At 44.6% G+C, this 13698-nt stretch carries 7 protein-coding genes, 13 tRNA genes and 1 rRNA gene (1 of these 21 cut by a window edge); all 21 read right to left on the bottom strand.

Annotated elements, in window-relative coordinates:
- Nucleotides 1-9: 9 nt before the first annotated feature.
- A complete protein-coding gene (gene purK, locus GOP56_RS18355; RefSeq protein ID WP_163246224.1) occupies nt 10-1146 on the bottom strand; it encodes a 5-(carboxyamino)imidazole ribonucleotide synthase in 1137 nt (378 codons plus the stop codon).
- Nucleotides 1139-1657, bottom strand: coding sequence for a 5-(carboxyamino)imidazole ribonucleotide mutase (purE, locus tag GOP56_RS18350; RefSeq protein ID WP_174250684.1), 519 nt, complete (start codon nt 1655-1657; stop codon nt 1139-1141). Before purE ends, purK begins: the two co-directional genes overlap by 8 nt.
- Nucleotides 1658-1915: 258 nt before the next feature.
- Nucleotides 1916-3286, bottom strand: coding sequence for an NCS2 family permease (locus tag GOP56_RS18345; protein ID WP_004432854.1), 1371 nt, complete (start codon nt 3284-3286; stop codon nt 1916-1918).
- Nucleotides 3287-3540: 254 nt separating this feature from the next.
- Nucleotides 3541-5079: a glutamine-hydrolyzing GMP synthase gene (gene guaA / locus GOP56_RS18340; RefSeq protein WP_003335708.1), complete on the bottom strand. Its 1539-nt coding sequence runs from the start codon at nt 5077-5079 to the stop codon at nt 3541-3543.
- A 288-nt stretch (nt 5080-5367) separates the two neighbouring features.
- Nucleotides 5368-7611, bottom strand: coding sequence for a transglutaminase TgpA family protein (locus GOP56_RS18335; protein WP_163246222.1), 2244 nt, complete (start codon nt 7609-7611; stop codon nt 5368-5370).
- 1 nt (nt 7612) lies between these two features.
- Nucleotides 7613-8821, bottom strand: coding sequence for a DUF58 domain-containing protein (locus GOP56_RS18330; RefSeq protein ID WP_022584240.1), 1209 nt, complete (start codon nt 8819-8821; stop codon nt 7613-7615).
- Nucleotides 8822-8836: 15 nt separating this feature from the next.
- Nucleotides 8837-9790 carry an AAA family ATPase gene (locus GOP56_RS18325; protein ID WP_035318754.1) on the bottom strand — a complete coding sequence of 318 codons (954 nt, stop codon included), beginning with the start codon at nt 9788-9790 and terminating at the stop codon, nt 8837-8839.
- A 504-nt stretch (nt 9791-10294) separates the two neighbouring features.
- A tRNA-Leu gene (locus GOP56_RS18320) sits at nt 10295-10377 on the bottom strand.
- A 9-nt stretch (nt 10378-10386) separates the two neighbouring features.
- Nucleotides 10387-10462: transfer RNA gene (locus GOP56_RS18315), tRNA-Lys, on the bottom strand.
- Nucleotides 10463-10466: 4 nt separating this feature from the next.
- Nucleotides 10467-10541: transfer RNA gene (locus GOP56_RS18310), tRNA-Gln, on the bottom strand.
- 6 nt (nt 10542-10547) lie between these two features.
- Nucleotides 10548-10623 (bottom strand) — tRNA-Thr (locus GOP56_RS18305).
- Nucleotides 10624-10634: 11 nt separating this feature from the next.
- A tRNA-Phe gene (locus GOP56_RS18300) sits at nt 10635-10710 on the bottom strand.
- Nucleotides 10711-10773: 63 nt separating this feature from the next.
- Nucleotides 10774-10850 (bottom strand) — tRNA-Asp (locus GOP56_RS18295).
- A gap of 7 nt (nt 10851-10857) precedes the next feature.
- A tRNA-Met gene (locus GOP56_RS18290) sits at nt 10858-10934 on the bottom strand.
- A gap of 17 nt (nt 10935-10951) precedes the next feature.
- Nucleotides 10952-11027 (bottom strand) — tRNA-Val (locus GOP56_RS18285).
- Nucleotides 11028-11034: 7 nt separating this feature from the next.
- Nucleotides 11035-11111 (bottom strand) — tRNA-Glu (locus tag GOP56_RS18280).
- 19 nt (nt 11112-11130) lie between these two features.
- Nucleotides 11131-11215, bottom strand: a tRNA-Leu gene (locus GOP56_RS18275).
- Between the two features lie 15 nt (nt 11216-11230).
- Nucleotides 11231-11307: transfer RNA gene (locus tag GOP56_RS18270), tRNA-Met, on the bottom strand.
- 20 nt (nt 11308-11327) lie between these two features.
- Nucleotides 11328-11418: transfer RNA gene (locus GOP56_RS18265), tRNA-Ser, on the bottom strand.
- Nucleotides 11419-11423: 5 nt separating this feature from the next.
- Nucleotides 11424-11498: transfer RNA gene (locus tag GOP56_RS18260), tRNA-Asn, on the bottom strand.
- 58 nt (nt 11499-11556) lie between these two features.
- A 23S ribosomal RNA gene (locus GOP56_RS18255) occupies nt 11557-13698 on the bottom strand; it runs 788 nt beyond the window's last position.

Raw genomic sequence — 13698 nt, 5'->3', positions numbered from 1 at the left:
TTCCTCCGTTTATGACCATATTCCAAGTTTTTCAGCCTGTTGCAGTGCTACATCTACCGATTCGGCTACAAGATTTATATGACCCATTTTTCGCTTTTCTTTGGCCTCTTGTTTTCCGTACAAATGCAATTTTGCTTTCTTGGGTAGTTGATCTATTTTTTTGAGTAAAGGTGCTATATGCTCACCTAAAATATTAACCATAACGACCGGACTAAGCAACTTCGTGGAGCCAAGTGGCAAGTTACTGATTGCTCGAATATGCTGCTCAAATTGCGAGGTGAAACAGGCGTCCATTGTATAATGACCTGAATTGTGGGGACGCGGAGCCATCTCGTTTATATAAAGCTCCCCCTCCTTTGTCAGAAACATCTCGACTGCAAGCAACCCAACCATCTCCAGCTTTTCTGCCAACTCTATGGCTATTTGCTCAGCCTGCTGTTGAATTTTTATATCAATCCGAGCTGGGACTATACTCTGATGCAAAATGTTATCTCGGTGAATATTTTCGGCTGTAGGAAAGACTGCTACTTCCCCTGATACATTACGAGCTACGATTACAGATAGCTCCTTTGTAAAAGGGATAAATTTTTCAACGATCAGTTCTGTTTTAGCTTTTGCAAGGCACGAAAAAGCTTCTTCTATTTCTTCCAAAGAGCGTAATACCCACTGCCCCTTACCGTCATAGCCTCCTGTAGCTGTCTTCATAACAGCAGGCAAGCCCAGCTCTGCAACAGCCTCTCTCACGTCCTCTGCTGAAGCGACGATTCGAAAAGGTGCTACAGGCAAACCATAGACTTGAATCGTAGTCTTCTCCTTAACGCGGTGTTGTGTAATGCCCAATAGCTTACTTCCCTGTGGCACAAAAGCTTCTTCTTCTAAAATGGCTGCAACACCAGCATCCACGTTCTCAAATTCATAGGTAATCACATCACTGAGCTGGGCTAATTTTCGCGCCGCTAGCTGATCATCATATCCTGCGACGATTTGCCGATCGCTTACCTGACCACATGGTGAATCCTCTGTAGGATCTAGCACTACAAACCGATACCCCATCGCTCTGCCAGCGAGTGTAATCATTCTTCCTAGCTGTCCTCCGCCTAGCAAGCCAATGGTACTGCCCGGTTTGATTTGCTTCTGTTTATTCATGAGGCAACTCGCTCGCTTCCATCACCTTTTTTTGGATAGCTTCTCTTCGTTCGGTTAAACGTCGACTTATCTCCTCGTCATTCATCCCGATCATTTGCGCTGCTAACAAACTAGCATTTATAGCCCCTGCCTTACCTATCGCTACGGTAGCAACCGGAACGCCACCCGGCATTTGCACGATCGACAATAAAGAATCTAATCCGTTTAAAGCGGCTGATTTCACTGGCACACCGATGACAGGAAGAATGGTCTTTGCCGCTACCATTCCCGGAAGATGAGCAGCTCCACCGGCTCCAGCAATAATTACCTTCAGACCTCTCTCTTTAGCAGTCTCTGCATACGTAAACATCAGATCAGGCGTACGATGAGCAGAAACTACCTGCTTTTCATAGGGAATCTGCATCTCCTCTAGTATGTGGCAAGCTTCCTTCATTGTTTCCCAATCAGAAGTACTTCCCATAATGACTCCAACAATCGGTGTAACCACGCCGCTTCCCCCTTGATCTTCCATTTTTCATTTTACGTATTTAAGATCATTTCACGTTCAGTTTAACAAAATAAATTATAAAACGTCAACAAAACACGAACATTTTAGTTTTATACCAAAATTTCATTCTTCTTTATTCAATTCCTTACACCAAAAAGAAAAAGCCTTCCGATCTGACTCAAATGAAGACAGTTCAAGAAGACTTTTTCATGGTGATAATCTAGTGATATTCCAAAATCAAATATTGTAAATATCAAAGCTAGTAGCTTTTGATAAAACAACCTATTCACGGAACCAAATGAAGTAAACCAGGAAGATAACAAATAGTACATACATCGCCGGGTGAACTTCACGTGCTTGGCCTTTACATGCTTTCGTCACTGGATAGAAAATGAATCCACAAGCAATACCTGCTGCAATACTAGAAGATAAAGGCATCATTAGCATGGTAAGGAAGGCCGGTAATGCTTCTTCTAGCTTATCCCACTCAATATTGCGTAGGCTACTAGCCATCAGTACACCTACAATAATCAAGGCAGGTGCTGTAACAGCGGGAGTAATAACAGACAGCAATGGAAAGAAGAACAGAGACAGCAGGAACATAATTCCGATGACTACTGCCGTAAAGCCAGTTCTACCTCCTGCGGCAACACCAGCAGTTGATTCAATATAGCTTGTTGTTGTAGAGGTCCCTAACAGCGCACCTGCCATTCCAGCAACAGCATCAGAAGCAAGTGCCGACCCAGGACGCTCCAGCTTCCCATCCTTCAAAAGCCCTGCCTGATTGCAAACGCCTAGCAATGTACCGGTTGTATCAAAGAAATCAACGAATAAAAAGGTGAACACAACAATGAACATGCCTTGAGAAAAAATAACACTCGGATCTAATAAATATGGTAAGGCAACACCAAGTGTCGGAGCTAAGCTAGGAGGAGCCGATACCACTTGGGAAGGAAGCTCTACCACTCCAAAAATCATGCCGGCAATCGCTGTGACCAACATTCCAAGGAATACTCCGGCGTGAATACGTCTTGCTAATAAAACCCCCGTAACCAGTAGTCCAAAGACTGCTAGCAGCGCATTTTTCACTCCTAGAATTTGAGTAGCATCCATTCCTTCTTTAAAGCTTAAATGTCCCATTGTGACTAAGGTAGCTGGTGAATCTATAATAATCCCAGCATTCTTTAGACCCATAAAAGCGATAAACAAGCCAATACCTGCTGTTGTAGCATTCTTGAGATTCTGCGGAATGGCATCAATAATCTGCGAACGAATACCTGTTAAAGACAGGATGAGAAACAAAGTACAAGAAACAAACACACCAGCCAAAGCTTGTTGCCAAGGAATTTGCATAGTTAGAACTGCTGTAAAAGCAAAGAACGCATTTAAACCCATACCCGGTGCTTGACCGATCGGTAATTTACCGACAATCCCCATAATAAGTGTACCAATAGCCGCAGCAAGCGCTGTAGCAGTAAACACCGCATCATGCGGAGGGAATTTTGCTTGTAGCTCCGGCGGCAATCCTGCCCCGCTTAAAATGTTTGGATTGACGGCTAAAATATATGCCATTGCCAAAAAGGTTGTTAAACCAGCAATTATCTCTCGACGATACGTGGTGCCATGTCGATCAAACTCAAAATACTTACGCACCCTTTGTCCCTCCTAATAGTAACCTCTTTAAGTCATATTGCTAAAAAGACAAGTTTCGTTCAAATAATGACGTATAACATTCGGTAATAAATAAAAAACGTGCGATAATTCCTGCTAAACAAGTCGTTATAAGTCGAAAATCCGAACAAAAACTCGAACTTCTATCTTACAACGAAAGTTTAACAAGAACATCGCACGCTGTCAACATAAAACACGAACGTTCATGTTAATTTAATATGAATTATACGTATTTACTATTCCCACTCGATAGTTGCAGGCGGTTTAGAAGTAACATCGTACACAATACGGTTTACGTTGTCCACTTCGTTAACAATACGTACAGAAATTTTCTCTAGTATATCCCATGGAATGCGAGCCCAGTCTGCTGTCATACCATCAATAGACGTTACCGCACGAATCCCTACTGTATAAGAGTACGTACGTGCATCACCCATTACCCCTACACTCTTCATGTCAGGCAATGCAGTGAAGTATTGCCAAATCTCACGGTCCAAACCAGCTTTTTGGATTTCTTCACGCAAGATAGCATCAGATTCACGAACAATTTCTAGTTTCTCTTCAGTAATTTCGCCTAAAACACGAATACCTAGTCCAGGACCTGGGAAAGGCTGTCTCCATACGATTGCATCAGGAAGGCCTAGCTCTGAACCTAATTTACGTACTTCATCCTTGAATAGTGTGTCCAAAGGCTCGATTAGCTTAAACGTCATGTCCTCTGGCAAGCCGCCTACATTGTGGTGAGATTTAATCGTTTGAGCAGTAGCTGTCCCACTCTCAACAATGTCCGTGTACAATGTACCCTGAGCTAGGAAGTCCATATCCGTAAGCTTAGCTGCCTCTTCATCAAATACATAGATGAATTCGTTACCGATGATCTTACGTTTTTGCTCTGGGTCAGTTACACCTTTTAATTTGTTTAAGAAACGTTCACGAGCATCAATTTTGATTACCTTCATATCAAATTTGCCAACGAACGTATCCATTACGCTTTCCGCTTCACCTTTACGCAACAATCCATGGTCAACAAACATGCAAGTTAGTTGATCACCGATCGCACGATGAATAAGAGCCGCAACTACAGAAGAATCTACTCCGCCGCTCAAAGCACATAATACGTTTTTATTTCCAACGGTTTCGCGAATTTCTTTGATCTTGTCTTCAATAAATGTCGTCATGCTCCAGTCGCCAGCGCATTTACAAATATTGAATAGAAAGTTGCTTACAAATTCATGTCCTTTTACAGTATGACGAACTTCTGGGTGGAATTGTACACCATATAGGTTACGCTCTGGATGACTGATAGCAGCAATCGGGCAAGAGTCGCTCACTGCGTCGATCACGAAGCCTTCTGGCAATTCTACTACTTTATCTGTGTGGCTCATCCATACAACCTCAGAAGGTTCCCAGTTGCTGTATAGATCATGTTTGTTTTCAAGACGTATTTCTGCTTTTCCGTATTCACGTTTACCGGCACGTTCTACTTTGCCCTTCAATGTTTGGGACATTAATTGCATTCCATAGCAAATACCCAAGATAGGTACACCTAAGTCAAAAATTGCTGGATCAATTTGTGGTGCTCCTTCTTCGTATACACTAGCCGGTCCTCCAGAGAAAATAATCCCTTTTGGGTTAAGCTCCTTAATTTTTTCCACTGGTGTATTGAAAGGCAACAACTCACTGTATACGCCTAAATCACGTACACGTCTTGCGATCAATTGGTTATATTGCCCCCCAAAGTCTATTACTACCACTAATTCCAACGGCTTTTCCACGGAAAGATCCTCCCTTAACCTTGTATACTCGTGCACTCAGTAGACATGTCCAAAACGTTCTTGAAGATATTATCTCCCTTTCTCTTTTTTGGTATGAAGAAAAAAATTTCTCCCGTTCCATCAAAAAGACAGGCCACCCACCCGTAGATGAAATCGTCTGACATCTTCTAAGGGCAAATGTCCCTGTCTTTAACGTTGTCATTCAAAAAAGAGGCAGTACCGTTTCTCCTGCTTACTGCTACCAAAGTATCATATTGTCAAAAATTCTAGCAGATGATGGGGAAATGATCAAGGTTTCATTTGGCGCAACAAACGCTCAATGGTCTGTTGCCACAACGATCTCGTTTTCCCTTCCATTTCCTTCAAGCCATACAACATTTTTTCATAAATAGTTGTTAAATAAAGTAAATCCTGACGCTCATCTCCACTAATTTGGAGACGATTCACATACTCGCGCAGCGTTTCACCTGAATAGCGTGGGGAAACCATTTTTTCAAATATCGTTAACACTAACGTAAATCTGCGTGGAAAATCATCCTGAGCGTATTGTGTCATTTTCCGCTGCAGCCACCATAAATACATCTCCTGACGTTTTTTCCACAGAACCCATACACCAACTGCTATCAAAATACCAATTCCCCATAGCCAGCTCCATGAGAATCCGGCACTTGTTTTCACTACAGGCTTGTCTGCTTCTTCCATTTGATCTAACTGTTTAGGCTTGTTCGCTTCTTTTTCCTCTGTAGAAGCAGGAATATTGAACTCATTGGCCTCATTAGCAAGGCGATCATAATTTACTTGTAGTGGAGATGTAAAAGAAGCTGTTGCCTCAAACGGTATCCAGCCGCTACCTGGGAAGTAAACCTCAACCCAGGAGTGTGCATCTCTATTTCTCACTTCAATCGTCATATTATTGTTCGCATCACGACTAATCTCCTGACCGGGAGCAAATCCTTTTACCCAACGTGCGGGTATATCAATAGAACGAAGCATGACCACCATCGAAGTTGAAAAATGATCGCAGTAGCCTCTCATGGTTTCAAATAGAAATTGATCTACAAAGTCTTGTCCTTCCTTAGGTATTGGTACATCTTTCGTTTCATAGCGATATCTGCCTGGAGAGCGCAAATAATTCTCTATCGCTCTCGCTTTATCGTACGGATTGTTTGATCCTTCCGTAATTTTTTCAGCTAGCTGCTTGATCCGATCAGGAAGACTGTTAGGCAATTGCAGGTAACGTTCTTCTATATCTTTTGGATAATTGGTCCCCGCCGCAATGATTTTCTTTTCACTAATCACGGGAATCTCGGCTTGCAGCTGATAATGGTCCATATACTGCTGAACAGGTGTAGGAATCAAAGTGCTATCGTCTCTTTCAACAAACAGGCGACTATTTGAATCCTTTTGCATAGCTCCATTAAAGGTAAGAATCCCCTGAGAAATCGTATCATAGGTTAATGTTGTATTTTCTGGGTTTAACTCTTCAATGCCTTTAAGCTGCCCTGGATAAAAAATGGCCGGTAGCTGTTCTCCCTCCGCCTGCACAACAGCCATGACCTTTTTGGTTTCCAATCCGGAAAAAAGCGTGTCATTCCAAATATAGTTTTTAGGATGTACAATGGACTCCAATTGTTTATCGCTTTTTATCCAGCCTTTGCCGGTATATACATCCTTAGCATCCCCGCGCAAGTAATATTTATCATTTGTGGTAATTGTAAATACCTTAGTATCATCCTGCTGAAAGGGACCTCCCAGCGTCTTATCATTGGTGTCATATCCCACTCTGCGGATCGCTTCGCTCTGACCAGTTACAGATTTTCCTTGCAGAAAACCGATCGGATCAGGCCAGTTAGGCTCTGCCTTTGGGGACGCGTATCCTACCCCTATTGCTAATGAAACGATCATTAATGGAACTACAAGCGTTTTCCAGATTGCAGATTGCGTTCCTCGATAGATAAATCCCTTCTGAATAGCTGATAAATGCAGGGTCGTAATTAGCATAAAGCCAATCATCAACGTCCGCATGATCGCCCCACTACCATTAAAAGGCATGAAGGTATCTAATACAGCAAGGTACGAAATGGTGATAAATACAAACCATAATCCTTGTCTTTGCTCTAGCACTAAGTAATTAAGAAGGGACACCAATACTAAAATCATGCCCGAAAAAAGCAGATTTCTTGAAATGATACTCATATTTGTCCACTCTTGATTAACTATCCTGCTAAAGTCTTCACTTACTGCTTGCAATGTTTGCAAAATCCACTCCGGATTAAACAATGAAATTTCCACAAAAGCGGAATGGAAGATGACAAGAGTACCGATGATTTTAATCAATAAACCCAGCCAGTGACTTCGGAAGGTCATATCTACTAAAATGATCCCTGCAACCAGATAGAGAAAGCTACTGATGCTCCCTGTATCTGAAAGGGAGGGCAGCGGTAACAGCCATTCACGTAACAATAAAAACAAAAATAAGGCAGATAGCCATTCTAGCGCTTTTTTTTGCTTTAAAAAGGATGCTCCTAACATCTTAGGCACCCCCTATCTGTTTTAGCTCTTCATATGCATCCACATGAACTGGTGTACACATTACTTTCACAGATCTTAATCGCTTTAATGCTTCGTTTTCCTCCACAGTTGGAATCACATGATCGTGTACCCAGAACAATTGAATGTTACGTCCAGACCTAGCTAAATTGCCCACTTGCAGCACGAGGTCTTTTGTCAATGCAGAGGTAATCAGTACTAGAGTATATCCTTTGGGAAATTCCATTGCCTCCCTCCCGATCACTCTCGCAAAAGAATCTTCGCCATCCGAATGAACTCTGGCTAGCTGATCAAATACCCGAAAAAAATGCTGCTGTGAAATAGCTGGCGGTATAATGATTCGCTCTTTTCCGCGTGCTACAAAACCATACGAATGCATATTAATGCTTGAATAGTAAATAAGGCTGGCGGTCAGCTTTACACTGGTTTCAAAAATATGATGATGAATTTGAGTTGATGCAGGCTTCTGTACGTCTAGAAAGAAAATTAACTGATTCATAGCCTGATGTTCGAATTCCTTCGTTTTAAGCCCGTGGCCCCTAGCAGATGCCCTCCAATGAATCTGGCTTAACCGATCCCCTCTCTGGTACTCTCGGACGCCTCTGACAGCTGCTACATCATCTGAGCGCAGGTGTGCTACATGTACATTGCCACTAATACGCCCGTCTCCTGCGGACCAATGGCTAATTTGCTTATAGCTAGGGTAAACCAAAAAATCATTAAAAAGCTCTATTTTCTTCTGGCGATGTAAAAAGCCAAAAAAGTCGCCACCGACCAGAATGCATTCTTTCATCTGGTAATGTCCACGTGGGATGGCTGGAATTAAATAATGAATGACCTGTTCTCTTTTGAATCCTGGAAAGATTACTTGTTGATGCGGTTCAAAGTAACCTGATAATTTATCAGGAAGAGGTTCGACAATCAAGTTCCAGCCAAGCGGAAACCAAAATCTTCTGCGGAAGGTTAGTGTTATCATTACATCATCGCCTTCTTTAAGTCTTTGGCGATCCACCTCTCGCGTAACCTCCAAGGTTGCAAACATCAACAAGTATGTTAATCCTTCATAAATTCCAAGTATACAAGCGCTATAAAATAAAAACCAACTGACAAAACCACCTTGAAATTGTGCATATACATAACAAATCAGCACTAATAGCGCCAATAAGGCTTTGTTATACTTTCTCTGTTTCATTTAGACACCGTCCTCTCAATGTACAGGAACTCGTGTCTCTTGTAACAACCGGCTGATGAAGCGCTCCGGTGTTTCCCCATCCATTCGTGCCTCTGGCTTCAAAATTAGGCGATGTCTAAAGATAGGAGGTACTAGCACCTTTACATCGTCTGGGATAACGTAATCACGACCTTGGATAAAAGCATAAGCTTGGGCAGCCCGGCATAGAGCCAATGTTCCACGAGGGCTAATTCCTAAGTAGACGCTTGGGTTGCTCCTTGTTTTCTGAGAAAGCCTTACCATATACTCTTTCACTGAGTCTGTTACTTTGATTTGAGTAATCATCGCTTGTAATTGAACGATTTCTTGTACACTAATAACAGCCTTCAAGCTCTCTATAGGGTGAACAGCACCCATACGAGTTAGAATGGCCATTTCTTCTTTTTCTGTTGGATACCCAAGCTGCAGTTGCAACAAAAAACGATCTAGCTGTGCTTCCGGAAGCGGAAATGTTCCTTCGTATTCAAGAGGGTTCTGTGTCGCCATAACAAAAAATGGCTGATTTAACTCATAGGTATTGCCATCAATCGTTACAGAGTGCTCCTCCATCGCCTCTAATAGGGCAGATTGCGTTTTTGGTGAGGTGCGGTTAATTTCATCAGCAAGCACCACATTTGCAAACAGAGGCCCTTTACGGAATTCAAACTCCATTGTTTTTTGATTGTAAATGGATACACCCGTTACATCAGTAGGAAGGAGATCTGGAGTAAATTGAATCCGTTTAAATTCTCCACCAATCGATTTAGCTAACGCACGTACAAACATTGTTTTTCCTACACCAGGTACATCCTCTAGTAAAACATGACCTTTTGCCAATAAAGCAACCAAGCCAAGTTCTATCATTTTTCTTTTACCGATAAGGACTTTTTCAATATTCAGTATTAGATCTTCTATAGAGTGATGGGGACGATCCATCTGGATCATACTCATATTTACAACCCCTTTTTGATTACATTGTCATGTTTCGATTTATTATTTGGATGTTTCATGTAATGATTGTTTTCCTTCTACCAAGTTACTGGAAGATATCTGGAAGAACAAGTGTTAAGTTTTAGTAAATACTCTTTGAATTATAAACTTCATTAAATTCTATTGCATAAAACATTCGGTTTTTACCTTGTCATTTCCTGCGCCATGTATCATCTTCCGTTAGCCAAAGAAATCTATGACAATCGAGTAGCTTTAACCACGCCTTCTATGTATAGAAAAACAAAGCTATGTAGTTCCATTGTTAATGGATCACTATTAATGTAACTTGCACCCTAATAGTAGAAAAAAGCTTCATCAACAATGCTGACGAAGCTTTTATATGATTTGTAGTAATTGATTTTTATAGGTAGCTCTTTATATGACGTTTTTTAAATGGTTTACGTGACAATAAATGATATAAACAAAAAAAGCCTGCAATATTTGCGGCTTTCTACTTTACATGTGTGGTGCGGGTGGAGGGACTTGAACCCCCACGGTCGCCCGCCAGAACCTAAATCTGGTGCGTCTGCCAATTCCGCCACACCCGCATATGAAACTGGTGAGCCATGAAGGACTCGAACCTTCGACCCTCTGATTAAAAGTCAGATGCTCTACCAACTGAGCTAATGGCTCATAATGGCTGGGGTACCAGGATTTGAACCTGGGAATGACGGAGTCAAAGTCCGTTGCCTTACCGCTTGGCTATACCCCACCAAAATGGTGCCGGCGATAGGACTTGAACCCACAACCCCCTGATTACAAGTCAGGTGCTCTACCAATTGAGCTACACCGGCATTATTTACAATGGTGGCTCGGGACGGAATCGAACCGCCGACACGAGGATTTTCAGTCCTCTGCTCTACCGACTGAGCTACCGAGCCTTATTATTTCTATAATAGTAATTCCAATACACGATAAAAATCTTATTCCACCAATTGAATAAATGGCGGAGCTGACGGGACTCGAACCCGCGACCTCCGGTGTGACAGACCGGCGTGAACTCCAACTTCACCACAGCTCCAAAATTTTGGTTGCGGGGACAGGATTTGAACCTGCGACCTTCGGGTTATGAGCCCGACGAGCTACCGAACTGCTCCACCCCGCGATAATAGGAAGAATTAATGGTGGAGGATGACGGGATCGAACCGCCGACCCTCTGCTTGTAAGGCAGATGCTCTCCCAGCTGAGCTAATCCTCCAGATAAATGGTGACCCGTAGGGGATTCGAACCCCTGTATGACAGCGTGAAAGGCTGCTGTGTTAAACCGCTTCACCAACGGGCCAAGATAATTTTTCTCTTAATGGTGCGGTCGGCGAGACTCGAACTCGCACGGGTCGCCCCGCCACCCCCTCAAGATGGTGTGTCTGCCAATTCCACCACGACCGCAGGAGTTATAAGAACTGGTAGCGGCGGAGGGGATCGAACCCCCGACCTTTCGGGTATGAACCGAACGCTCTAGCCAGCTGAGCTACACCGCCACGATCTAGAGAAAACAATATGGCGGAGAGTGAGGGATTCGAACCCTCGCTACGCTTACGCATACTAACGGTTTAGCAAACCGTCCCCTTCGGCCTCTTGGGTAACTCTCCTTATATGGCTCCTCAGGACGGACTCGAACCGCCAGCCTACCGGTTAACAGCCGGTTGCTCCACCATTGAGCTACTGAGGAACAATGTGAAAGAATTGTTCTTTCAAAACTAGATAATGAAAGTCAGCATAAAGGCAATGTGGATAAGTCCTCGACCGATTAGTATTCGTCAGCTCCATGCATTACTGCACTTCCACACCGAACCTATCAACCTCATCGTCTATAAGGGGTCTTACTAGCTTGCGCTATGGGAAGTCTCATCTTGAAGGGGGCTTCACGCTTAGATGCTTTCAGCGCTTATCCCGTCCGCACATAGCTACCCAGCTGTGCCACTGGCGTGACAACTGGTGCACCAGAGGTGCGTCCATCCCGGTCCTCTCGTACTAAGGACAGCTCTCCTCAAACTTCCTACGCCCGCGACAGATAGGGACCGAACTGTCTCACGACGTTCTGAACCCAGCTCGCGTACCGCTTTAATGGGCGAACAGCCCAACCCTTGGGACCTACTTCAGCCCCAGGATGCGATGAGCCGACATCGAGGTGCCAAACCTCCCCGTCGATGTGGACTCTTGGGGGAGATAAGCCTGTTATCCCCAGGGTAGCTTTTATCCGTTGAGCGATGGCCCTTCCATGCGGAACCACCGGATCACTAAGCCCGACTTTCGTCCCTGCTCGACTTGTAGGTCTCGCAGTCAAGCTCCCTTGTGCCTTTACACTCTACGAATGATTTCCGACCATTCTGAGGGAACCTTTGGGCGCCTCCGTTACTCTTTAGGAGGCGACCGCCCCAGTCAAACTGCCCACCTGGCATGGTCCTTCCACCCGATAAGGGCGGCAAGTTAGAAACTCCGTACATCAAGGGTGGTATCCCAACGACAGCTCCACGAAGGCTGGCGCCCTCGCTTCACAGCTTCCCACCTATTCTGTACATGATGCACAAAGTTTCAATACCAGGCTACAGTAAAGCTCCATGGGGTCTTTCCGTCTTGTCGCGGGTAACCTGCATCTTCACAGGTATTATGATTTCACCGGGTCTCTTGCCGAGACAGCGCCCAAGTCGTTACGCCTTTCGTGCGGGTCGGAACTTACCCGACAAGGAATTTCGCTACCTTAGGACCGTTATAGTTACGGCCGCCGTTTACTGGGGCTTCGGTTCAAAGCTTCGCTTGCGCTAACCCATCCCCTTAACCTTCCAGCACCGGGCAGGCGTCAGCCCCTATACTTCGCCTTGCGGCTTCGCAGAGACCTGTGTTTTTGCTAAACAGTCGCTTGGGCCTTTTCACTGCGGCCTCCTCGGGCTATAAACCCTACCGAGGCGCCCCTTCTCCCGAAGTTACGGGGCCATTTTGCCGAGTTCCTTAGCAAGAGTTATCCCGCGCACCTTAGGATTCTCTCCTCGCCTACCTGTGTCGGTTTGCGGTACGGGCACCTTGTTCCTCGCTAGACGCTTTTCTTGGCAGTGTGAAATCAGGGACTTCGGTACTTATATTTCCCTCGCCATCACAGCTTGTGCTTATTGGTGTGCGGATTTGCCTACACACCACACTTACTGCTTAGACGGCCATCCAATAGGCCGCTCACCCTATCCTCCTGCGTCACGCCATTGCTCAAGCGGAACAGAGGTGGTACTGGAATATCAACCAGTTGTCCATCGCCTACGCCTTTCGGCCTCAGCTTAGGTCCCGACTAACCCTGGGAGGACGAGCCTTCCCCAGGAAACCTTAGGCTTTCGGTGGACAAGATTCTCACTTGTCTTTTCGCTACTTACACCGGCATTCTCACTTCCAAGCGCTCCACCGCTCCTCACGATACGGCTTCACTGCTACTTGGAACGCTCCCCTACCCAGTCCATAAGGACTGCCATAGCTTCGGCGGTATGTTTAGCCCCGTTACATTTTCCGCGCAGAGTCACTCGACCAGTGAGCTATTACGCACTCTTTAAATGATGGCTGCTTCTAAGCCAACATCCTGGTTGTCTGGGCAACTCCACATCGTTTCCCACTTAACATACACTTGGGGGCCTTAGCTGATGGTCTGGGCTGTTTCCCTTTTGACGATGGATCTTAGCACTCACCGTCTGACTCCCGGACATAAGTACTTGGCATTCGGAGTTTGACTGAATTCGGTAACCCGATGAGGGCCCCTAGTCCAATCAGTGCTCTACCTCCAAGACTCTTTATTCCGAGGCTAGCCCTAAAGCTATTTCGGGGAGAACCAGCTATCTCCGAGTTCGATTGGAATTTCACCGCTAGCCACACCTCATCCCCGCACTTTTCAACGT

The organism is Brevibacillus sp. 7WMA2, from assembly GCF_010748895.1.
GTDB classification, from domain to species: Bacteria; Bacillota; Bacilli; order Brevibacillales; family Brevibacillaceae; genus Brevibacillus_B; species Brevibacillus_B halotolerans.
This window is presented reverse-complemented; position numbering and strand designations above follow the sequence as displayed.

What these genes read in the sequence shown, in the direction of transcription:
- purK (WP_163246224.1), bottom strand. Translation starts at nt 1,146, where the DNA reads ATGAATAAACAGAAGCAAATCAAACCGGGCAGTACCATTGGCTTGCTA.
- GOP56_RS18330 (WP_022584240.1), bottom strand. Translation starts at nt 8,821, where the DNA reads ATGAAACAGAGAAAGTATAACAAAGCCTTATTGGCGCTATTAGTGCTG.
- purE (WP_174250684.1), bottom strand. Translation starts at nt 1,657, where the DNA reads ATGGAAGATCAAGGGGGAAGCGGCGTGGTTACACCGATTGTTGGAGTC.
- GOP56_RS18335 (WP_163246222.1), bottom strand. Translation starts at nt 7,611, where the DNA reads ATGTTAGGAGCATCCTTTTTAAAGCAAAAAAAAGCGCTAGAATGGCTA.
- GOP56_RS18325 (WP_035318754.1), bottom strand. Translation starts at nt 9,790, where the DNA reads ATGAGTATGATCCAGATGGATCGTCCCCATCACTCTATAGAAGATCTA.